This is a genomic window from Escherichia sp. TW09308 (assembly GCF_000208565.1).
GTDB lineage: Bacteria > Pseudomonadota > Gammaproteobacteria > Enterobacterales > Enterobacteriaceae > Escherichia > Escherichia marmotae.
This window is the reverse complement of record NZ_AEME01000001.1, coordinates 2,674,577-2,697,420: the sequence shown is the minus strand read 5'-3', so window position 1 is coordinate 2,697,420 and position 22,844 is coordinate 2,674,577. Positions and strand designations below refer to the sequence as shown.

Here is a 22,844-nt window from a genome sequence, read left to right as displayed (position 1 = left end):
TTGCTTTGAATGTAATCTGAAATATTCTTAAGTAATGCATGTTAATCATGTATGTGTATAACTAATTGAAATACATAGATAAAAAGTGGGTGTTTCATTTCTTAACTGAGCATTAATTTCATTTAAGAAAGATAAAATACTAAAAGGTAATCTATATATCGAGATACAATCTGTTTGTAGAAACAATATGAGTAACACTTCTATTCATTAGCTAACTATTGTTTTTGATATAATAGTTTAAGATAATCATATGCGCTTGCTTTTTGCACCGTTAAATCATCTGTTTTTATAATGTAGCATCTTCGCCAAAGAGTGTTTTTGATGTTTTCTGACAAAAATATTATGTAAAGTAATTGTCATGCGGGGGAGGGATGTACTATTGGTGTTTTTATAGCGCGAGGGAGTTATGTATAAGAGTTTAGATGTACAGAATTATAAAGTTCGAAAAATTATGGCGTGTTTCAGTACCAATAATATTCAAATGGTTATTTTTAACATTTTTGTTTCTATAGTGATAAGATATTATCTTGCACAGTACATAATTGCTCTATTACTAATATTAAAAAGAAATCCATGATTACGTTGTTTTTGTATATTATAGCTTATTCTTTTTCCTGAAAAGACATAAAAATCAGGAAGGAGTAGTGCAAGTTTATCATCCTCAACTTGATCAATAATATCAAATTTGTTTATTTTGTTGGAGATGAGATGCAAAGTATTATAATTTTCACTCCATGTATATTCAATATCTCGTCGAATTGCTTTATAAACCTTTGTGTTTTGTTTCCATGTGCCACTCAGTGCAACTGTTCCAGTCTTTTGGTTTTTATTATACATAAAATCAAGAGTAAGATTGGCTTGCCCCTGGTCATTAAAAATCACCCAATTAGCCGTACATTTTTCATTATATGAGATTTGTTCTTTAGAATAATGATAGGCAATGAATAAAATAAACCCACTGATAAAGCATAAAACAATAAGCAGGACTTTTTTACAGCGAGTCACGATTAACCTCACGATAAGACAGAGTTAAACAGCCGGCAACTTCGTTATTACTGTAGTTTTTTTTGCATGCCATAACAATCAAACCCGGAGACGACCTGGAGAGTGAAAAATATAGCCACGGATATTTTTTACAGTCAATTCCTGACCCTAATATACGGTTCTTATATTTATCGAAATCTTTCAAACCATCGATGCTATCTTCTGCAACATTAAAATGACAACCATTTATTTGTGCAACAGTTCTGTAATCTTTGAAAAATGATCTGGGTTGACTATTATTCCATAGTAAAAATGCGGTAAGCAAACCTACACCAAACGCACTTAACATTGGTAAATAAAATTTAGAGCGCCAGAGTATGTTCCTGACATGATTATCTGGAGCAACATTTATGTCTCTAAGCTCATCTGTAACGTTCAGGCTGTGAGGAGAATTGTTCTTTTGAACATCTACTGAAGAGGGGAGGGTATGACTTCCTATGTTTATATCATTATTGATCTTGAACCCTTTTCTCGGCACGGTTGCAATAAGCGAATGCGTAGTCTCACCAACCGCACGAAATCCGCGTCTGATAATCGATATGTTTTGGTATAACGTGTTGACCGGTACACGCATACCTTCTTCTTCCCAGACTCTGGAGAAAAAATCTTGTTGGGCGACCACATCTGGAAAAGCTTCAAGTAGCAACGATAAACACCTGCTTGCTGGCGTTGTCAGAACGACGTTCAGCTCGGCGTCATGTACCGAAATTAATTTCCTGTGTTCCGGCCAGAACTCAATATTATTGTTAATAATCCAGTACATACGTCAATAAAATACGGCATCAAGAAAATTGAAATTAAATAGTTTGATAAGTATATTAGTATTTATCTAATAAATATATATTAATTTTATATTCATTCCGATAATCATGATTGCAATATGTTAATGTAACTTAAAATTCTATATATATTAACAAATTTAACGGTTGTAACGACGTTCTTATGATTTTTCTCTCATGACGTCTCTTCATCTTTTGAGATAACACACAAAACTTACATGATTAAACTAAATATTTAACAAATGGCGTTAAAAGTGCGTGATATAAAATACGGGCATCTTTATAAATGCCCGTATATACAATAATTATGATTATTGATAGTTACGTTTCAATGCTGAACTGAGTTTGAACGTATAAACAATTCGTTAATTTTACCACCCATCCATTTTTCAATTCTTTGCTTGTAGGCGTAGATGCTACGGATATCCATGTTGAGTGTTTCTGCAATCTGATATGGATTATAGCCAGAGACCATATGCCCCATTATGGTGAACTCCATTTGAGTTAACGTATTGCCTCTGGTAAACGACAGATAACGACCGATAAACAACTGTCTGATCTTTTCGTTAGCAACATCCAGTCCATCATCATTATATATAATGGCTGATATTGCTGGGTTATGTTTTCTCCAGTAATTAGCAAGAGATTGCATATTCCTGTCGCTTACCAATACAATTCCCATATCAGTACTCGTAAGATAGTCAATCCAGTCTTTATCTAAAAAAAGACGTAAAAAACTTACTGAAAAATCTACAAAAATGTATCCGCTTAATCGTGCGTTATGGTTTTTACTTAATATGCCTTCAACCACACCACGATTAAAATACGAACTATCTTCGGGCCACATACAAAAGCATGCGTTTGCACAATACTGCAAACGTGGTGACTTTTCTGGCATTATTTGACAATGCATTGAGCAACTATTGCATGTAAGACTTTTATATCTACTACAAAGTCTCATGTTAATAACCTCCCTATTCATAGATAATCGCATAATTTCATTGGTTATTGATGATGTCAATACACTCTGATTTAATAAGCTTTTAATAGAAATTTGCGTTTAATCTGTATTTGATATTATTCTCAATAAACTATTTAAGAATACGTCGTTAAGTTTTAAATATGGTTTGATTTCACTTGGTTAACCATATTGGCTTTATTGCAAATCAGATAACTACCTAATGCATTAGGAATATCTATACTGCAAATTGTTTTCGAATAACCAGAAGATATCTTGTAAATCTAAGTGAAGCATCTTAAATAGTCTTATTTAAGATGTTCAGATTTTTACTGATGATAACAGCTTGATAATGCTTGTTTATGCTATGAATAGTCAGAGGGAGGATTAATGGTGGGCAGGCATTGTAAGAATTGGAATGGTTCAAAATTATGACTATTTTGAACCATTCACCTCAGAGATTAACTAAAGAACATTACCGAAACGCACAAAATACCCACGATCAACGTAATTAGATTTCCGATGGAACGCCAGGGTTTAAGCGCAGGGATGAGGTACGTAGACAGTGTAGGCATGATAAAAAGAATCATGGCAATGAGCGGACCGCTGATTGCGTAGATCATCGAAATTGCGTTAGGGTTGATGCAGCAGACGATGAAAGTAATCAGTGATACCAACATAATTGACAGTGCGCGGTTAAATGCACGGCTTTTTTTAACCCCTACCTGCTGTAACGTTGTTTTGACTAATTCCGTCGCACCTTCAATAACGCCAAAGTAGGTGCCTAAAAATGATTTAGACATTGCAACTACCGCGACAATAATCCCAGAAATTGACAACCATGCAGGGGCATTTGGCAACATAGACAGTGCCGATAAAATGGTGACGCCTTCCTCTTTTGCCGTTTCAATATATGAAGGTGGAATTGATAACAGGCAGCTAAAGACAAAGAATAGCACGCTCACGCAGATGATGAGATAAGCGACCTTCATAATTTTTTTGCATTTATCCATAGCGTGTTCGCCGTATTTTTCACGTCTGTCGATGGCAAACGTAGAAATAATCGGTGTATGGCTAAAGGCGAAAACCATCACGGGAATCGATATCCATATCTGGTGAAGGGTATTCTGATTGAACTCTACCTGGGTTGTTAATAAAGAAGGCTGCCAGCTACCGACCAGGTAGATGGAAAGAAATAAAAAGTAGGCAATCAGCGGGAAAACCAAAAATCCCATTACCCGAATTGTGGCATGGCGTCCCATCAGAAAAATGAGATTCAGGATCAACACAACACCAAGACTCACCAGCATACGGATGCGTAGATCAATGGCCATATGCTTCGCCAGTTGTTCAGTGAGTGAGTTGGTGATTGCCACTGCATATATCAACACGACGACAAAAAAAGCAATGAAGTACAGAGTGGTAATCAGATTACCAATCTTCTTGCCATAGTAGTGAGTTACCGCGCCAGTGATCCCTTCGCCTGCTGATGTTTTTGAAGAAAGGATGAACTGGCACAAGGCCTTATGTGGCCAATATGTTAAAGGCCAGGCGACCAGTGCAGTAATAAACAGGACCACCGCTCCCGCTGAACCTAACTGAATAGGAAGGAAGAGTGTGCCTGCGCCAACGGCAGTGCCGTAGAGTGCGAAGCTCCAGAGAGTTTCTTCTTTTGACCAAATCTTAGACATTATTTGAACGTATCATCTACAAATTAAACAAAATGGAGGGCAATTTACCATAAACCAGGCCAGACATGGGAGATTAACGCTATATCAACCGTGGATTGGTGTGTTAGTAGATGCAAACCTTGCGTGCCAGCCTGGTATCTCCATCCCTCATTCCGACGAATTTCCTTTGTGATAAAAATCACTATTTTTAAACATTTAAGATAATTGTTGTTAACAATCATTTACTATTACGCGGTTAATTGGTGCGAGGTTGTGATGAAAGACGTTGTGATTGTCGGGGCGTTACGAACACCTATCGGTTGCTTTCGTGGAGCATTGGCAGGCCATTCCGCCGTGGAATTAGGCAGCCTGGTCGTGAAAGCATTATTAGATCGCACTGGTGTTGCAGCACATGCGGTAGATGAGGTGATTCTGGGACAGGTTCTGACCGCCGGGGCAGGGCAGAATCCAGCACGGCAATCAGCGATTAAAGGTGGTCTTCCCAACAGCGTTTCGGCAATTACCATTAATGATGTTTGTGGTTCCGGACTAAAAGCTTTGCATCTCGCCACTCAGGCGATCCAGTGTGGTGAGGCTGATATTGTTATTGCCGGTGGCCAGGAAAATATGAGTCGCGCGCCGCATGTTTTGACTGATAGCCGCACCGGAGCACAGCTTGGCGATAGCCAATTGGTTGATAGCCTGGTGCATGACGGCTTGTGGGATGCATTCAATGATTACCATATTGGTGTCACCGCCGAAAATCTGGCGCGCGAATACGGTATCAGCCGCCAGTTACAAGATGCCTACGCACTTAGTTCGCAGCAAAAAGCGCGGGCGGCCATTGACGCCGGACGATTCAAAGATGAGATCGTCCCGGTCAGAACGCAAAGCAACGGGCAGTTATTGATCGTTGATACCGATGAACAGCCGCGTACTGATGCCAGTGCAGAAGGGCTAGCCAGTTTAAATCCGTCATTTGATAGCCACGGCTCTGTTACTGCGGGAAATGCCTCATCCATCAATGATGGTGCTGCTGCGGTAATGATGATGAGCGAAGCCAAAGCGCGAGCGTTGAATTTACCCGTGCTCGCACGTATTCGCGCCTTTGCCAGCGTTGGTGTCGATCCTGCACTGATGGGCATTGCCCCGGTGTATGCAACCCGCCGTTGCCTGGAGCGTGTTGGCTGGCAACTGGCCGATATCGATCTTATTGAGGCTAATGAAGCATTTGCCGCGCAGGCGCTTTCTGTTGGCAAGATGCTCGAGTGGGATGAACGCCGGGTCAATGTCAATGGGGGCGCGATTGCGTTGGGCCACCCGATTGGTGCCTCCGGGTGCCGCATTTTAGTTTCTTTGGTTCATGAAATGGTGAAACGCAACGCTCGTAAAGGATTGGCTACACTCTGCATTGGTGGTGGTCAGGGGGTGGCATTAACTATTGAGCGTGACGATTAGATCTGTATTTCTTCCTTATCCGTTAAACATCTGCCGCCATCAATCTGCTTTATGATGATGGCTGGCACCGCTATGCACATTTCATATAAAACCTGACTTTTCTCCTTCTACCTGGCTGATTCGTGATCGGTACTACACTTTTTTCAATCCTTTTCCAGAAAATGAAACAATATTTTATTTTTAATTGAAAACCATATCCCATGGGCATATCATCCCTTTAAAGAGAAAACGAAACGATGTTTCACTATCGTTTGTAATTTCATGCTTCACTGATTATCGGAGGTTGATGTGGACGTAAGACAGAGCATCCACAGTGCGCACGCGAAAACGCTGGATACCCAGGGGCTGCGCAATGAATTTTTGGTTGAAAAGGTATTCGTCGCGGATGAGTACACCATGGTTTACAGCCACATTGACCGTATTATTGTTGGCGGTATTATGCCGGTAGCAAAAACGGTTTCCGTTGGCGGGGAAGTCGGAAAACAACTGGGCGTGAGCTACTTCCTTGAGCGTCGCGAGCTGGGTGTTATCAATATTGGCGGTGCCGGAACGATTACTGTCGATGGTCAATGCTATGAAATCGGTCACCGCGATGCCTTGTATGTAGGTAAAGGTGCAAAAGAGGTTGTCTTTGCCAGCATCGATAGTGCCACTCCAGCGAAGTTTTACTACAACTGTGCGCCTGCTCACACAACGTATCCCACCAAAAAAGTGACTCCGTCCGAAGTGTCTCCGGTTACGCTGGGCGATAACCTCACCAGCAACCGCCGCACGATTAACAAATATTTTGTGCCGGATGTGCTGGAAACCTGCCAGTTGAGTATGGGGCTGACGGAGCTGGCACCGGGTAACCTGTGGAACACGATGCCGTGCCACACCCACGAACGTCGGATGGAAGTTTATTTCTATTTCAACATGGACGATGACGCCTGCGTTTTCCACATGATGGGGCAGCCGCAAGAAACGCGTCATATTGTGATACATAACGAACAGGCAGTGATCTCCCCAAGTTGGTCTATCCATTCTGGCGTAGGAACCAAAGCTTATACCTTTATCTGGGGCATGGTCGGTGAAAACCAGGTCTTTGATGATATGGACCACGTTGCCGTTAAAGATCTGCGCTAGTCGCGAGTATAAATGAATAAGGTATTATTATGATTTTAAATGCATTTTCTCTTGAAGGTAAAGTTGCGGTAGTCACCGGTTGTGACACCGGGCTGGGACAGGGAATGGCACTGGGGCTGGCACAGGCGGGTTGTGACATTGTCGGCATCAACATTGTTGAGCCAACAGAGACTATTGAACAGGTTACTGCGCTGGGGCGTCGCTTTTTAAGTCTGACTGCCGATCTGCGTAAGATTGATGGCATCCCAGCACTGCTGGATCGTGCGGTAGCAGAGTTCGGTCATATTGATATCCTGGTGAATAACGCCGGATTGATTCGCCGTGAAGATGCCCTCGAGTTCAGCGAAAAAGACTGGGATGATGTGATGAACCTGAATATCAAAAGCGTGTTCTTCATGTCTCAGGCTGCGGCGAAACACTTTATCGCTCAGGGCAACGGCGGCAAGATTATCAATATTGCGTCAATGCTTTCATTTCAGGGCGGGATCCGTGTGCCTTCGTATACCGCATCAAAAAGCGGCGTGATGGGCGTGACGCGCCTGATGGCGAACGAATGGGCAAAACATAACATCAACGTTAATGCGATTGCTCCGGGTTACATGGCGACCAACAATACTCAGCAATTGCGGGCTGATGAACAACGTAGTGCGGAAATTCTTGAGCGCATTCCTGCCGGACGCTGGGGGCTACCGAGCGATCTGATGGGGCCGGTGGTATTCCTTGCCTCCAGTGCTTCAGACTATGTGAATGGTTATACCGTTGCTGTGGATGGCGGCTGGCTGGCACGTTAATTTATTCAGTTTTCTATTAAGACCCTACCTGACGGCGGGGTTTTTTATTTCTGATAATCAGCATAATCCATATCATGGTTATGAAATAATCCATATGAATTATCAATTAATAAACTTTATGAGTTTTATCTGCTTTAAAATTAGGTGCTTAATTATAATGTCATTAATTTCACTTAATTTTAAAAGTGTAATGTCCATCACATAACAGTATGTAGCAGCAGTTTAATCCATATTTATGATATTTCCGACCTGACACCTGAGTTAATTGTTCACGTATTTTTTCACTATGTCTTACTCTGTGCTGGCAGGAAAAAATGGTTACTATCAATACGGAATCTGCTTTAACGCCGCGCCCTCTGCGCGATACGCGGCGTATGAATATGTTTGTTTCGGTAGCTGCTGCGGTCGCGGGATTGTTATTCGGTCTTGATATCGGAGTTATTGCCGGAGCGTTGCCGTTCATCACCGATCACTTTGTGCTGACCAGTCGTTTGCAGGAGTGGGTGGTCAGCAGCATGATGCTTGGCGCAGCAATCGGTGCGCTGTTTAACGGTTGGCTGTCGTTCCGCCTGGGGCGTAAATACAGTCTGATGGCGGGGGCTATCCTCTTTGTGCTCGGTTCGATAGGGTCGGCTTTTGCGACCAGCGTTGAAATGCTGATTGCCGCCCGTGTGGTGCTGGGGATTGCTGTCGGAATCGCCTCTTATACTGCACCTCTCTATCTCTCAGAAATGGCGAGTGAAAACGTTCGTGGCAAGATGATCAGTATGTACCAGTTGATGGTCACACTCGGCATTGTGCTGGCGTTTTTATCCGATACAGCCTTCAGCTATAGCGGTAACTGGCGCGCAATGTTAGGTGTTCTTGCCTTACCTGCAGTCCTGTTGATTATTCTGGTGGTCTTCCTGCCGAATAGTCCGCGCTGGCTGGCGGAGAAAGGGCGTCATATTGAGGCGGAAGAAGTGCTGCGTATGCTGCGCGATACATCGGAAAAAGCGCGAGAAGAACTCAACGAAATACGTGAAAGCCTGAAATTAAAACAGGGCGGTTGGGCGCTGTTTAAGATCAACCGTAACGTCCGTCGTGCCGTGTTCCTCGGTATGTTGTTGCAGGCGATGCAGCAGTTTACTGGTATGAACATCATCATGTACTACGCGCCGCGTATCTTCAAAATGGCGGGCTTTACGACTACCGAACAGCAGATGATTGCGACTCTGGTGGTGGGGTTGACCTTTATGTTCGCCACCTTTATTGCCGTCTTTACGGTCGATAAAGCGGGGCGTAAACCGGCGCTGAAAATTGGTTTCAGCGTGATGGCGTTGGGAACTCTGGTGTTGGGTTATTGCCTGATGCAGTTTGATAACGGAACGGCTTCCAGTGGTTTGTCCTGGCTCTCTGTTGGCATGACGATGATGTGTATTGCCGGTTATGCGATGAGTGCCGCGCCTGTGGTGTGGATCCTGTGCTCCGAAATTCAGCCGCTGAAATGTCGCGATTTCGGTATTACTTGCTCGACCACCACCAACTGGGTGTCGAACATGATTATCGGCGCGACCTTCCTGACGTTGCTCGACAGCATTGGCGCTGCCGGTACGTTCTGGCTCTACACCGCATTGAACATTGCGTTTGTGGGCATCACTTTCTGGCTCATTCCTGAAACCAAGAATGTCACGCTGGAACATATCGAACGTAAACTGATGTCTGGCGAGAAGTTGAGAAATATCGGCGTCTGATTTCACTGGCCGGATGTGCTGTACATCCGGCCTTTTTTTCGCTAATAGAGATCGGGCACCTGGCCGTTGAGGCGTTCGTTACGTCCTTTATTCTGCCTCGCTGCGGTAACTCACAAGACAGGAGAGAGGAATGAAAACAATTGGTTTGCTGGGGGGAATGAGTTGGGAATCCACCATCCCTTACTATCGCCTGATAAATGAAGGCATTAAACAGCGGCTTGGTGGACTTCATTCTGCGCAAGTGCTGCTACATAGCGTCGATTTTCATGAAATAGAAGAGTGTCAACGTCGTGGTGAATGGGATAAAACCGGGGAGATTCTGGCAGAGGCGGCGATTGGCTTACAGCGGGCGGGTGCAGAGGGCATTGTGTTATGTACCAATACGATGCACAAAGTGGCAGATGTCATCGAATCCCGTTGCTCGCTGCCTTTTTTACATATTGCGGATGCCACCGGACGAGCAATCAGCCGCGCCGGAATGACGCGCGTAGCGCTACTGGGCACGCGCTACACTATGGAGCAGGATTTTTATCGTGGGCGGTTGGCGGAGCAATTTTCTATCGATTGTCTGGTGCCTGAAGCAGATGAACGGGTGAAAATTAATCAGATTATTTTTGAAGAGCTGTGTCTGGGGCAATTTACCGAAGCATCGCGCGCTTATTATGCGCAAGTGATTGCTCGCCTCGCAGAACAGGGCGCGCAGGGTGTGATTTTCGGCTGCACAGAAATTGGTTTACTGGTGCCTGAAGAACGCAGCGTTCTTCCCGTATTTGATACTGCAGCGATCCATGCCGAGGATGCGGTTGCCTTTATGCTGTCGTAACTGACTACAAAATAGCGTCAAGCGAGGCAACCAGTTTCGGTAAACCGACTTGTAAATGCTCTGTAAATGCCTGCACCAATGCTGAAGACGGGCGGTGCAGGGGGCGAATCAGGCTAACGGTGAAGGGAACCGCAATACTGAATCGCCGCACGACTAATCCGCTTGCTGCATAATCCAGAGCGGTGAGTGGGTTAACTATCGAAACGCCCGCTCCCGCCCGTACCATCGCGCAGACTGACGCGGCACTATGGGTCTCCACAATCATGCGGCGTTTAACCTGATGTTCATTAAACAGTTGATCCAGCAACTGGCGATAGCTGTCAGTACGGGAAAGGCTGATGTAATTCTCACCCTGAAAATCTTCCGGCGTTAATACCTCTTTTGTCGCCAGCGGATGTGCCCGCGGTAAAACACAGACTTCATCTAAAGACAGTAATTCGGTACGTTCCGTACCCGCAGGCGTATGCAGCGTTTCGGTGAGTCCTAAATCATGGCGCTGGGCCGAAAGCCACTCTTCAAGTAGCGGCGATTCCTGCGGCACGATATTTAAACTGACTTCAGGATAACGGGCCAGAAAAGGTTGTAGCAGCGGGGGCAAAAAAGACTGCGAAAAGACCGGCAGGCAGGCAATTGAAAGTTCTCCCTGGCGAAACTCGCGCAGACTTTTAGCGGCGCTGACGATGCGATCCAGCCCGTACCAGGAGCGCTGCACCTCTTCAAATAGCCGCAGTCCTTGCACGGTAGGATGTAATCTTCCGCGTATGCGCTCAAACAGTTTCAGCCCAATCACCTTTTCAAAACGTGCCAGTTCGCGGCTGACAGTTGGCTGTGAGGTGTGCAGCAGTTGTGCGGCTTCAGTCAGGCTTCCGGCGGTCATAACCGCATGAAAAATTTCAATATGACGTAAGTTAACGGCGGCCATCTACTTTCTCTCGCAATCCGGTAATCCATATCATTTTTGCATAGACTCGGCATAAATCGATATTTTTTTATTCTTTTTATGATGTGGCGTAATCATAAAAAAGCACTTATTCGGAGTTTGTTATGCCACATTCACTGTTCAGTACTGATACCGATCTCAGCGCCGAAAATCTGCTGCGCTTGCCCGCAGAATTTGGCTGCCCGGTGTGGGTCTACGATGCACAAATTATTCGTCGGCAGATTGCGGCGTTGAAACAGTTTGATGTGGTGCGCTTCGCACAGAAAGCTTGTTCCAATATTCATATTTTGCGCTTAATGCGTGAGCAGGGCGTGAAAGTAGATTCCGTCTCGTTGGGTGAAATCGAGCGTGCGCTGGCGGCGGGATACAATCCGCAAACGCATCCCGATGACATCGTCTTTACCGCGGATGTTATCGATCAGGCAACGCTTGAGCGCGTCAGTGAATTGCAAATTCCAGTGAATGCTGGCTCTGTCGATATGCTCGACCAACTGGGGAAGGTTTCGCCAGGGCATCGGGTATGGCTGCGCGTTAACCCGGGGTTTGGTCACGGTCATAGCCAAAAAACCAATACTGGTGGCGAAAACAGTAAGCACGGCATCTGGTATGCCGATCTTCCCGCCGCACTGGAAGTGATACGACGTCATCATCTGCAACTGGTCGGCATTCACATGCACATTGGTTCCGGTGTTGATTACGCGCATCTGGAGCAGGTGTGTGGGGCGATGGTGCGTCAGGTCATCGAATTTGGTCAGGATTTACAGGCTATTTCTGCAGGTGGTGGGCTTTCTGTTCCTTATCAGCAGGGAGAGGAGTCGGTTGATACTGAACATTATTATGGTCTGTGGAATGCCGCGCGTGAGCAGATCGCTTGCCATTTGGGGCATCACGTGAAACTGGAAATTGAACCGGGTCGCTTCCTGGTGGCGCAGTCTGGCGTGTTGATTACTCAGGTGCGGAGCGTCAAACAAATGGGCAGTCGCCGCTTTGTGCTGGTTGATGCCGGATTTAACGACCTGATGCGTCCGGCAATGTACGGCAGTTACCACCATATTAGCGCCCTGGCGGCTGATGGTCGTTCTCTTGAACAGGCACCAACGGTGGAAACCGTTGTCGCCGGGCCGTTATGTGAATCGGGCGATGTTTTTACCCAGCAGGAGGGGGGAAATGTCGAAACCCGCGCTTTGCCGGAAGTGAAGACGGGTGATTATCTGGTGCTGCATGATACGGGGGCATATGGCGCGTCAATGTCATCAAACTACAATAGCCGCCCACTGTTGCCAGAAGTTCTGTTTGATAATGGTCAGGCGCGGTTGATTCGCCGCCGCCAGACCATTGAAGAATTACTGGCGCTAGAGTTGCTTTAATCACCGCTAGTCGCTGGCGGTGTTATGCGTTGCCTCCAGCGACGGCGTTGAAACTGAATGGCGGCGTACCAGCGTAGGACTAAAGACATTGGTGATTTCGGGGAGGGGGCGATTATCCGCCAGCGCTAATGCCAGTTCGGCAGCCTGGGTTGCCATCGTCACAATGGGGTAACGTACGGTGGTCAGCCGTGGGCGCACATAGCGTGATACCAGCACATCATCAAAACCAATCAACGAAATCTCGCCCGGTACATCGATCCCATTGTCATTGAGTACGCCCATCGCGCCCGCCGCCATTGAGTCGTTATAACTGGCCACCGCGGTGAAATTCCGGCCTCTTCCCAGCAGTTCAGTCATTGCCTGTTCGCCGCCACTTTCATCCGGTTCACCAAAAGTTACTAACCGGTCATTAACTGGAATACCGCTTTCAGTAAGGGCATCGTAATACCCCTGGAGGCGATCTTCGGCGTCAGAAATAGAGTGGTTAGAGCAAAGGTAACCAATACGGGTATGACCTTGCTGAATTAAATGACGTGTCGCCAGCCAGGCACCGTAACGATCGTCCAGAGCGATACAACGGTTCTCAAAACCAGGGAGTATCCGGTTGATCAGCACCATGCCTGGCATTTGTTTCATCAATGCGGCTAAATCGGCATCCGGGATCATTTTGGCATGGACAACCAGTGCGGCGCAGCGATGACGGATCAACTGCTCAATGGCCTGACGCTCTTTTTGCTCGTTGTGGTAACCATTGCCAATCAATAAGAAATTACCGGTGTGATAAGCCACCTGTTCGACCGCTTTCACCATTGCGCCGAAAAAGGGATCGGAAACATCGCCAACGATCAGGCCAACGGTTTCAGTTGTCTGTTGTGCCAGCGCCCGGGCGTTGGCGTTTGGGTGATAGCTAAGAGATTCCATCGCGCTATGCACAGCCAGACGAGAAGCTTCACTGGCTTTTGGAGAGTTATTAATGACGCGGGAAACTGTGGCGACTGAAACGCCTGCCAGTCGGGCTACATCCTTTATGGTCGCCATGAAAATACCTTTGTGGGTAAACGCTTACATTCTGTCAGTGTTACGGAAAACGCCCGTTGGTTCAAGGGGTGTGGTGTTTTCTGCGCGGGGAATTTGAGCGAAACGCGAATAAGTAAGACAAAAAAAGAGATTACAAACCTTTGGTTACACTTTGCGAAACGCTGTTGCGATTGACCGCTGGTGGCGTTTGGCTTCAGGTTGCTAAAGTGGTGATCCCAGAGGTATTGATAGGTGAAGTCAACTTCGGGTTGAGCACATGAATTACACCAGCCTGCGCAGATGCGCAGGTTTTTTTTCGCCTGACATCAATCTGTAACAGTAACCGATAATTTACACACCTCGTTGCATTTCCCTTCATTCCTTTGCGTTTTCTCGCTGGCGAACATGCTTTGCGCAGACCACAATCAAGATCCCAGAGGTATTGATTGGTGAGATTATTCGGTACGCTCTTCGTACCCTGTCTCTTGCACCAACCTGCGCGGATGCGCAGGTTTTTTTTCATACCTATTTTACTGTCGCTCGAGTTCTCCTTCTGGTGTAATCTCGCACCATTCATTATTACTGAAGAATGAGCAAAGGGAGTTGGAATGCTTTTTAGCTTTTTTCGTAATTTGTGCCGTGTTCTGTACCGCGTTCGCGTGACAGGCGATACCCAGGCACTGAAGGGCGAGCGCGTTCTTATCACGCCCAATCACGTCTCATTTATTGATGGCATATTGCTGGCGCTGTTTTTACCCGTTCGCCCTGTTTTTGCCGTTTATACTTCCATTAGCCAGCAGTGGTATATGCGTTGGCTGAAATCATTTATCGACTTCGTTCCCCTCGATCCGACGCAACCCATGGCGATTAAACATCTGGTGCGTCTGGTGGAACAGGGCCGCCCGGTGGTGATTTTCCCTGAAGGGCGAATCACGACAACCGGTTCGTTGATGAAAATCTACGATGGTGCGGGGTTTGTCGCGGCGAAGTCAGGCGCGACGGTTGTTCCGCTGCGTATTGAAGGGGCGGAGCTTACGCACTTCAGCCGCCTGAAAGGGCTGGTTAAACGCCGCTTGTTCCCGACAATTCATCTGCATATTTTGCCGCCAACACAAGTGCAGATGCCAGATGCGCCGCGCGCGCATGATCGTCGCAAAATTGCAGGCGAAATGCTGCATCAAATTATGATGGAAGCGCGTATGGCCGTGCGTCCACGTGAAACGCTGTACGAATCGCTGCTGAGCGCGATGTACCGTTTCGGGGCCGGAAAAAAGTGTGTTGAAGACGTCAACTTCACCCCGGATACCTATCGCAAATTACTCACTAAGACACTGTTTGTTGGGCGTATACTCGAAAAATACACTGCTGAAGGGGAAAGAATCGGCTTAATGCTGCCTAACGCAGGTATTAGCGCAGCAGTAATTTTCGGTGCTATCGCCCGTCGCCGTATCCCGGCAATGATGAACTACACCGCCGGGGTAAAAGGGCTGACCAGCGCCATTACCGCGGCTGAAATCAAAACCATTTTCACTTCCCGTCAGTTTCTCGATAAAGGCAAACTCTGGCATTTGCCGGAACAGCTTACCCAGGTACGCTGGGTCTATCTGGAAGATTTAAAAGCGGATGTCACTACCGCCGACAAAGTGTGGATCTTCGCGCATTTGCTGATGCCGCGCCTGGCACAGGTAAAACAGCAGCCGGAAGAAGAGGCGCTGATCCTGTTCACCTCCGGTTCAGAAGGCCATCCGAAAGGCGTGGTTCATAGCCATAAAAGCATTCTGGCGAATGTCGAGCAGATTAAAACTATTGCCGACTTCACCACCAATGATCGCTTTATGTCGGCATTGCCACTGTTCCACTCTTTTGGTCTGACTGTTGGCCTGTTTACGCCACTGCTGACTGGGGCGGAAGTGTTCCTTTATCCAAGCCCGTTGCACTATCGAATTGTGCCGGAACTGGTGTACGACCGCAGTTGCACCGTGCTTTTCGGCACCTCGACCTTCCTCGGTCACTACGCGCGCTTTGCCAACCCGTATGATTTCTATCGTCTACGCTATGTGGTGGCAGGCGCAGAAAAACTGCAAGAAAGCACCAAACAGCTTTGGCAGGATAAATTTGGCCTGCGCATTCTTGAAGGTTACGGCGTGACGGAATGTGCTCCGGTGGTGTCCATCAACGTACCGATGGCGGCGAAACCCGGTACGGTAGGGCGTATTTTGCCAGGTATGGATGCGCGACTGCTGGCGGTTCCGGGTATCGAAGACGGCGGTCGCCTGCAACTGAAGGGGCCGAACATTATGAACGGCTACCTGCGAGTGGAGAAGCCGGGCGTGCTGGAAGTACCTGCGGCCGAGAATATCCACGGCGAGATGGAGCGCGGCTGGTATGACACTGGCGATATTGTGCGTTTCGACGAGCAGGGATTTGTGCAGATTCAGGGGCGAGCGAAACGCTTTGCCAAAATTGCCGGGGAGATGGTGTCGCTGGAAATGGTTGAGCAACTGGCTATTGGTGTTTCACCAGACAAGATGCATGCCACCGCCATTAAGAGTGATGCCAGCAAAGGCGAGGCGTTGGTGCTCTTTACCACAGACAATGAATTGACTCGCGATAAGCTGCAACAATATGCCCGCGAGCACGGTGTGCCGGAACTTGCCGTACCGCGCGACATTCGCTATCTGAAGCAGATGCCATTACTGGGCAGCGGCAAACCTGACTTTGTCACGTTGAAAAGCTGGGTAGACGAAGCGGAAAAACACGATGAGTGAGTCAGTGCAAACTAACACTTCGCTATGGTCGAAAGGGATGAAAGCGGTTATCGTCGCGCAGTTTCTCTCTGCGTTTGGCGATAACGCGCTGCTGTTTGCCACTCTGGCGTTACTGAAAGCGCAGTTCTATCCGGAGTGGAGCCAGCCCATCCTGCAAATGGTGTTTGTAGGTGCTTACATTCTTTTTGCACCGTTTGTCGGTCAGGTTGCCGATAGTTTTGCCAAAGGTCGGGTGATGATGTTTGCCAACGGTCTTAAGCTGCTGGGTGCTGCCAGTATCTGCTTTGGCCTCAACCCCTTTCTCGGTTATACGCTGGTGGGCGTTGGTGCGGCAGCCTATTCACCAGCAAAATACGGCATTCTTGGTGAATTAACCACCGGCAGCAAGTTAGTGAAAGCTAACGGTTTAATGGAAGCTTCCACCATTGCGGCAATTTTGCTCGGTTCCGTAGCTGGTGGTGTGCTGGCTGACTGGCATGTTCTTGCTGCTCTGGCTGCTTGTGCTCTGGCTTATGCTGGCGCGGTCGCGGCAAATCTGTACATTCCGAAGCTGGCGGCGGCGCGTCCGGGACAGTCGTGGAATCTCATCAACATGACCCGTAGTTTCCTACTGGCCTGCACTTCACTGTGGTGCAATGGCGAAACGCGATTCTCGCTGGTAGGCACTAGTTTGTTCTGGGGAGCCGGCGTCACGCTGCGTTTCCTTTTAGTGCTGTGGGTGCCGGTGGCGCTGGGCATTACTGATAACGCCACACCAACCTACCTCAACGCGATGGTGGCGATCGGTATTGTGGTTGGCGCAGGCGCGGCAGCGAAGCTGGTCACGCTGGAAACCGTTTCACGCTGTATGCCTGCTGGAATTTTGATTGGCGTGGTGGTGCTGATTTTCTCCCTGCAACACGATCTGCTGCCTGCCTATGCCTTGCTGATGTTGATTGGCATGTTGGGTGGTTTTTTTGTTGTACCGCTCAATGCGTTATTACAGGAGCGAGGCAAAAAAAGCGTCGGGGCGGGGAATGCCATTGCGGTACAGAACCTGGGCGAAAACAGTGCTATGTTGCTGATGCTGGGGATTTATTCACTGGCGGTAATGGTGGGAATTCCGGTTGTGCCCATTGGCATTGGTTTTGGTGCGCTGTTTGCGCTGGCAATAACGGCGCTGTGGATCTGGCAACGCCGTCATTAATCTTTTGCCAGATGACACATTCAGCCATCTGGTGAAGGTCACATTCCCGAAGGGGGCATACCTTTCGGATACTTCACGCTGTAAGAGAATGGCAGACTCACGTTCTCTTTGCCCGACAGTTTCAGCGTCCAGGTCAGTTCACCCGTTTTCGCATCAAACTGCGCCTGCCCGTACTGCATTTTTTCTACCGTAATATCACTATTAGTACTGACTGGGATCTGGTCGAGCAGAGTGATATCCACCGCTTCGCCGTAGCTGTTCTTCACATTAAGGGTGTAACTGAAGTTACGTATTGCGCTGTCGTTAAAGATAGATAACGCATTCTCTTTTTTGAGAGCGGCTTTACGCTGAATAATCAACTTAGGATCGCGGTTAAGCTGAATATCCAGCGACTTGCCATCTTCCGGCGGCACTTTTATTGGTTAATGTGCTATTTGCCTCTAATACCTTAATTTGAGCCGCAATATTGTTTTTCTCGGCGGTTAGTTTTGCCTGTTCCACCTTTGCTGCTTTTAACTGTTGCTGAATCTCTGACGGCAACGCATTCGGTTGTGTTTCCTGTAGCTCGATACGTGAGGAAAGCACCGTCACTCCGTTATCGATAGAGATGGCGATGCTGTCGTCAGTTACCGAATTGGCAATATGGGTGAAGATGATTTCGCTTTCACCTGCCGGTAAGTTGAGTGTCTCTTCACCTTGCAGGCTGGCACCATGCAGATAAACAGTGACGTCTTTAAGTGTTAGCGCTGGGTTAACTGCGCCCTCCAGGCGGAGGACATACACCCGGTAAGTAACATGGCGAGGGGAAGAGGTTTGAAAATCAACATGGTTATCCTTAACAATGGGTACAGACATTGAAACGCGCTCTGGCGTTGACCAAAAGAGTCTATTGCGCTTTGTCAGGAAAGATGCGGCGAAAAGTAGTGAATATATTCTGAAAAGTGGAGAAAAGAGACGCCTGGCGCATAACACCAGGCGAAAGGATCACGGTGCCGGATAAGTATAAACCTGATGTACCGCTTCAATTTCAGCCAATACGTCTTCGCTTAACTCCAGATGCAAACTTTCGACGTTGGTTTTTAACTGTTCCATCGTCGTTGCGCCCAGCAGAGTGCTGGCAACAAACGGTTGACGGCGTACAAAGGCCAGCGCCATCTGCGCAGGATCGAGACCATGACGTCTGGCGATATCAACATACGCCGCGACGGCTTTTTGCGTCTGCTCGCTGCTGTAGCGGGTGAAGCGACTAAAGAGTGTATTGCGTGCGCCAGCCGGTTTTGCACCATTGAGATATTTCCCGGTCAGCGTACCGAAACCCAGACACGAATAGGCCAGTAACTCGACGCCTTCATACTGACTGACTTCCGCCAGACCCACTTCAAAGCTGCGGTTTAACAGACTATAGGGGTTCTGAATAGTGACGATGCGCGGCAGATCGTGTTTGTCTGCCAGATGCAGATAACGCATTACGCCAAATGCGGTTTCATTCGACACGCCGATATAACGAATTTTTCCCGCGCGTTGGTACTCCGCCAGTGCATCCAGCGTGTCGAGCAGAGAAATCGCAGGGGCAGAATCCGTCCAGCTATAACCGAGCTTGCCGAAGCAGTTAGTCGGGCGCTGTGGCCAGTGCACCTGATAAAGATCGAGATAATCCGTCTGCAAACGTTTGAGGCTGTCATGCAGGGCTTCGCGGATATTTTTTCTGTCCAGCGCCTGATCCGGGCGAATGCCCTTGTCATTATTGCGCGACGGTCCGCTCACTTTGGAGGCGATAATTAACTTTTCGCGGTTGCCATGTTTTGCCAACCAGTTACCGACATAGGTTTCGGTTAAACCCTGAGTTTCGGGGCGCGGCGGTACGGGGTACATTTCGGCAACGTCAATAAGATTAATGCCCTGAGCGACGGCATAGTCGAGTTGTGCGTGGGCGTCGGCTTCGCTGTTCTGTTCACCAAACGTCATCGTGCCAAGCCCCAGCGTGCTGACTTCCAGCGAGCTGTGGGGTATACGGTGATATTGCATAGCCGTTTCCTTTTTATAATCACGACATAAGGAATATAAAAATGGCAGAGGGAAGGGAAAAGGGAAAGCGAAAAATCTTAAGGCCAGCCGGATGCTGACCTTATTTTTTAACGTTCAATAATTTGCGAGACATCATCACGGTTAATTTGCATAGCGTTACCTTGCTGATCGTGATAACTCACAAGCCCGGTATCATCGTCAATTTCCGGTTTTCCATCCGTCAGGATCATTCGACCATCTTTAGTTGCCATCACATAATCACTGCTACAACCGGAAACAGCAAATGCCAGTCCGACTGCAGAGATTAATACTGCCCATTTTTTCATCCGGTTATCCTCATTAAGCCCATCAATGATAATAGTCTGTTTATAATCTGACGTTATACATCTTGAAAGCAGGAAAGTCTTAAACTGTGAGGATAAAGGGAAGGCATTCGCTCTCCCGCAGAAGAGCGAACGGAACATCAGAGTGGATTCTTTTTATTGCGAATCAGGTTGAGGCTTTCTACTGCAATGGAGAAGAACATTGCGAAGTAGATGTAACCTTTCGGTACGTGGATATCGAAACTTTCCAGAATCAGGGTAAAGCCCACCAGAATCAGGAAAGAGAGCGCCAACATTTTCACTGATGGATGGCGTTCAACAAAATCACCAATTGAACGTGCGGCGAACATCATCACGCCTACGGCAATCACTACGGCCGCCATCATAATAAACAGATGATCCGACAGACCCACGGCGGTAATGACCGAGTCGAGGCTGAAAATAATATCCAGCAGCATAATCTGCACGATAGCACCGAGGAATGAAGAAACGCGTGTTTTCAGCCCTTCTTCTTCGCCTTCGATAGACTCGTGGATCTCCTTACTGGCTTTCCAGATAAGGAACAGACCGCCCAGCAGCAGAATCAAATCACGAGCGGAAATTTCCTGACTGAAGATTGTAAAAAGCGGATTCGTCAGGCGAGTAACCCAGGCAATCGATGCCAGCAGCGCCAGACGCATAACCATGGCTCCAGCCAGCCCCAGACGCCGCGCATGACCACGCTGTGCAGTGGGCAACTTTGCGACCACCAGAGAAAGGAAAATAATATTATCGATCCCAAGAACGATCTCCAGCAGCGTCAGCGTACCGAGCGCAAGCCAGGCGTTAGGATCGGTTATCCATGCAAATAACATCTAAAAAGCCCTGCCAAAAAAAATGAAGCGGTAATTATATGCCCGGAATGCGGCAGGTCAAAGCGATGGCTACTGGATCAAAAAATGACGCGCCAGTAGCGCACTGGTGAAATTCTTCTTCAAATAAAAACCGCGTGGCAGCGTCAGAATCCGTTCGCCCCGGGTGCCAATGGCTTCGGTCAGAGCTTTCGCATTCGCTGCTTTCGGCCGTATTTGTAAATATTCCCCATGACGAGCGGTGATTCGCTCAACCTGACCGAGGACAATCATATCCATCAATTCTTCCCAGTCCTCGCGCAACTGCTGGTCTTCCTCTTCATTCGGGCTCCACAACAACGGTGACCCTACGCGACGTAGCGCCAGCGGGATGCTGCGCTCGCCTTCAACCGGTATCCACAGCACCCGTTTGAGTTTGTGGCGCACGTGGCTGGTTTCCCAGGTCACGCCGCTATTGCCGGTTAACGGTGCAACACAAACAAATGTCGTTTCCAGCGGACGTCCCAGACTATCCACAGGAATCGTTTTGAGTTCCACGCCTAAAGCAGCAAAATCTTGTTCAGGTTTACTGCCAGCGCTGGCTCCGAGCCAGATCTCCAGTAACACACCGATCCAACCCTTATCGCGTTTTAAATTCTCCGGTGTAACCAACCCGGCAAGCGCCGCCAGTTCACCTAGTGTGTAACCAGAAAGTTGCTGTGCTTGCGCCAGTAACTGCGCTTCAGTTTCGGGGGGAGAGAGCAATGGGCGAGGTTGGGACATGGCTTAACACCTTGGTTAAAAAACAAGCAGCTATTCTGTGCCGAATACTCAGAGTGTAACTTTTTCCACATGCGTTGTTCAATTCTATGATTTATCTTGTTTTTTAATCTACAGGCTACTGTGTTGCGCAACGTCCAGGTGGGTTTTCCAATTCTGGTCACTGAAAATAAACAGGATCTTACACCATGTTATCCACAGAAAGCTGGGATAACTGTGAAAAACCCTCACTACTGTTTCCATTTACAGCCTTGACGTGCGACGAAACTCTAATTTTTAGTGGTACGGTGCTTAACTTAGTGGCACATTCTGTGGATAAATACGACGTTGGTTGATCTTTCGCCAACGCGTAAATGAGTGGTGTGACCATGGTCACAAATATCTCTGTTTCATCACTCTTTATGTATATAATATACTGATTAATAAAAAATATTTTAAAGCGCGTTTATCCGGCTGATTCAGAGTGTTCTGGGTTTTCCCGTGGTAATTCCGTACTTCTTCACAACTCTATCCACAGAAAAGGTGAATAAAAACGGTTATCCGCCCCTTCCTCTGTTTATAACTCTGCACTTAACTGTGAGTTATTCAATTGTTATTAGTGTGTAATGCCCTGCAGAGAGTGGTTTACCGTCTTCCTGGAGTATGAAACAATCATTCGTATATAAAGCTTTATTTTGAGGTAGTCCGGTGATTGATGACGATGGCTACCGCCCAAACGTAGGTATCGTGATTTGTAATCGTCAGGGGCAAGTAATGTGGGCCCGGCGATTTGGTCAGCACTCCTGGCAGTTTCCGCAAGGCGGAATTAATCCCGGAGAATCCGCAGAACAGGCGATGTACCGTGAATTGTTTGAAGAAGTAGGATTAAGCCGTAAAGACGTTCGAATCCTTGCTTCAACACGTAACTGGTTGCGCTACAAATTACCGAAACGTTTGGTGCGTTGGGACACGAAGCCGGTTTGTATCGGCCAAAAACAAAAATGGTTTCTCTTGCAGTTGGTGAGCGGCGATGCGGAAATCAATATGCAAACCAGCAGTACACCAGAGTTTGACGGCTGGCGATGGGTAAGTTACTGGTATCCGGTCAGACAGGTGGTGTCATTTAAACGTGATGTCTACCGTAGGGTAATGAAAGAGTTCGCGAGTGTTGTGATGGCGCTTCAGGAAAATACGCCTAAACCACAAAACGCATCAGCTTATCGACGTAAAAGAGGTTAAGTCACGCCA

The 22,844-nt window shown here is 47.5% G+C and carries 22 protein-coding genes; 10 read left to right on the top strand and 12 right to left on the bottom strand.

Annotated features, from left to right (window positions below; all coding sequences use genetic code 11):
• Positions 1-522 precede the first annotated feature (522 nt).
• The 4 genes from ESM_RS0112860 to ESM_RS0112845 form a co-directional block, all read right to left on the bottom strand.
• The gene (locus tag ESM_RS0112860; protein WP_000196281.1) at positions 523-1,005 is read right to left on the bottom strand and encodes a hypothetical protein; all 483 of its coding nucleotides are present in this window, start codon (positions 1,003-1,005) and stop codon (positions 523-525) included.
• Complete coding sequence (locus tag ESM_RS0112855; RefSeq protein ID WP_010378573.1) at positions 992-1,807, bottom strand: winged helix-turn-helix domain-containing protein; 816 nt, start codon at positions 1,805-1,807, stop codon at positions 992-994. Before ESM_RS0112855 ends, ESM_RS0112860 begins: the two co-directional genes overlap by 14 nt.
• 344 nt (positions 1,808-2,151) lie before the next feature.
• Entirely contained in the window at positions 2,152-2,784 is a 633-nt protein-coding gene (locus tag ESM_RS0112850; RefSeq protein ID WP_010378570.1) for a helix-turn-helix transcriptional regulator, read from the bottom strand.
• A gap of 458 nt (positions 2,785-3,242) precedes the next feature.
• The gene (locus tag ESM_RS0112845) at positions 3,243-4,472 is read right to left on the bottom strand and encodes an amino acid permease (protein ID WP_000036848.1); all 1,230 of its coding nucleotides are present in this window, start codon (positions 4,470-4,472) and stop codon (positions 3,243-3,245) included.
• Between the two features lie 255 nt (positions 4,473-4,727).
• On the opposite strand from ESM_RS0112845, the gene ESM_RS0112840 reads away from it, so the two are divergent.
• From ESM_RS0112840 to ygeA, 5 genes are all read left to right on the top strand, one after another.
• Positions 4,728-5,909 carry an acetyl-CoA C-acetyltransferase gene (locus ESM_RS0112840; RefSeq protein WP_000656046.1) on the top strand — a complete coding sequence of 394 codons (1,182 nt, stop codon included), beginning with the start codon at positions 4,728-4,730 and terminating at the stop codon, positions 5,907-5,909.
• Between the two features lie 288 nt (positions 5,910-6,197).
• Entirely contained in the window at positions 6,198-7,034 is an 837-nt protein-coding gene (gene kduI, locus ESM_RS0112830) for a 5-dehydro-4-deoxy-D-glucuronate isomerase (protein ID WP_000383241.1), read from the top strand.
• 29 nt (positions 7,035-7,063) lie between these two features.
• A complete protein-coding gene (gene kduD, locus ESM_RS0112825) occupies positions 7,064-7,825 on the top strand; it encodes a 2-dehydro-3-deoxy-D-gluconate 5-dehydrogenase KduD (protein WP_000602501.1) in 762 nt (253 codons plus the stop codon).
• Positions 7,826-8,139: 314 nt separating this feature from the next.
• Positions 8,140-9,558 carry an arabinose-proton symporter AraE gene (gene araE, locus ESM_RS0112820; protein WP_000256427.1) on the top strand — a complete coding sequence of 473 codons (1,419 nt, stop codon included), beginning with the start codon at positions 8,140-8,142 and terminating at the stop codon, positions 9,556-9,558.
• Between the two features lie 130 nt (positions 9,559-9,688).
• Positions 9,689-10,381, top strand: a complete 693-nt coding sequence (ygeA, locus tag ESM_RS0112815; RefSeq protein ID WP_000848675.1) for an amino acid racemase — start codon at positions 9,689-9,691, stop codon at positions 10,379-10,381.
• A 4-nt stretch (positions 10,382-10,385) separates the two neighbouring features.
• On the opposite strand, the gene lysR is transcribed toward ygeA, so the two are convergent.
• Positions 10,386-11,303, bottom strand: a complete 918-nt coding sequence (gene lysR / locus ESM_RS0112810) for a DNA-binding transcriptional regulator LysR (RefSeq protein WP_000741841.1) — start codon at positions 11,301-11,303, stop codon at positions 10,386-10,388.
• A 122-nt stretch (positions 11,304-11,425) separates the two neighbouring features.
• Between lysR and lysA the strand changes: the two genes are divergently transcribed.
• Entirely contained in the window at positions 11,426-12,688 is a 1,263-nt protein-coding gene (gene lysA / locus ESM_RS0112805; protein WP_001120693.1) for a diaminopimelate decarboxylase, read from the top strand.
• Positions 12,689-12,694: 6 nt separating this feature from the next.
• On the opposite strand, the gene galR is transcribed toward lysA, so the two are convergent.
• Complete coding sequence (galR, locus tag ESM_RS0112800; RefSeq protein ID WP_000201044.1) at positions 12,695-13,726, bottom strand: HTH-type transcriptional regulator GalR; 1,032 nt, start codon at positions 13,724-13,726, stop codon at positions 12,695-12,697.
• A 587-nt stretch (positions 13,727-14,313) separates the two neighbouring features.
• Between galR and aas the strand changes: the two genes are divergently transcribed.
• Positions 14,314-16,473, top strand: coding sequence for a bifunctional acyl-ACP--phospholipid O-acyltransferase/long-chain-fatty-acid--ACP ligase (aas, locus tag ESM_RS0112795; protein WP_000899044.1), 2,160 nt, complete (start codon positions 14,314-14,316; stop codon positions 16,471-16,473).
• Complete coding sequence (gene lplT / locus ESM_RS0112790) at positions 16,466-17,659, top strand: lysophospholipid transporter LplT (protein WP_000004668.1); 1,194 nt, start codon at positions 16,466-16,468, stop codon at positions 17,657-17,659. Before aas ends, lplT begins: the two co-directional genes overlap by 8 nt.
• A 38-nt stretch (positions 17,660-17,697) precedes the next feature.
• Here the strand turns inward: lplT and ESM_RS1000000129125 are convergent, their stop codons facing one another.
• The 6 genes from ESM_RS1000000129125 to mutH form a co-directional block, all read right to left on the bottom strand.
• Positions 17,698-18,072, bottom strand: a complete 375-nt coding sequence (locus tag ESM_RS1000000129125) for a DUF4139 domain-containing protein (RefSeq protein WP_001516993.1) — start codon at positions 18,070-18,072, stop codon at positions 17,698-17,700.
• A complete protein-coding gene (locus ESM_RS1000000129120; protein ID WP_225996897.1) occupies positions 18,032-18,514 on the bottom strand; it encodes a DUF4140 domain-containing protein in 483 nt (160 codons plus the stop codon). The genes ESM_RS1000000129125 and ESM_RS1000000129120 overlap by 41 nt, the downstream gene beginning before the upstream one ends.
• Positions 18,515-18,643: 129 nt before the next feature.
• A complete protein-coding gene (locus ESM_RS0112775) occupies positions 18,644-19,684 on the bottom strand; it encodes an NADP(H)-dependent aldo-keto reductase (protein WP_001199280.1) in 1,041 nt (346 codons plus the stop codon).
• 107 nt (positions 19,685-19,791) lie between these two features.
• The gene (ygdR, locus tag ESM_RS0112770) at positions 19,792-20,010 is read right to left on the bottom strand and encodes a lipoprotein YgdR (RefSeq protein WP_000758660.1); all 219 of its coding nucleotides are present in this window, start codon (positions 20,008-20,010) and stop codon (positions 19,792-19,794) included.
• A gap of 137 nt (positions 20,011-20,147) precedes the next feature.
• Positions 20,148-20,861 (bottom strand): TerC family protein, encoded by a 714-nt coding sequence (locus ESM_RS0112765; protein ID WP_000895631.1) that lies wholly within the window; start codon positions 20,859-20,861, stop codon positions 20,148-20,150.
• Between the two features lie 69 nt (positions 20,862-20,930).
• Positions 20,931-21,620: a DNA mismatch repair endonuclease MutH gene (mutH, locus tag ESM_RS0112760; protein WP_000082178.1), complete on the bottom strand. Its 690-nt coding sequence runs from the start codon at positions 21,618-21,620 to the stop codon at positions 20,931-20,933.
• A 185-nt stretch (positions 21,621-21,805) separates the two neighbouring features.
• Here mutH and ESM_RS1000000129385 point away from each other — a divergent pair, with 185 nt between their 5' ends.
• Positions 21,806-21,952, top strand: coding sequence for a hypothetical protein (locus ESM_RS1000000129385; protein ID WP_001516990.1), 147 nt, complete (start codon positions 21,806-21,808; stop codon positions 21,950-21,952).
• A 352-nt stretch (positions 21,953-22,304) separates the two neighbouring features.
• The gene (gene rppH / locus ESM_RS0112755) at positions 22,305-22,835 is read left to right on the top strand and encodes an RNA pyrophosphohydrolase (protein ID WP_000564487.1); all 531 of its coding nucleotides are present in this window, start codon (positions 22,305-22,307) and stop codon (positions 22,833-22,835) included.
• Positions 22,836-22,844: the final 9 nt, after the last annotated feature.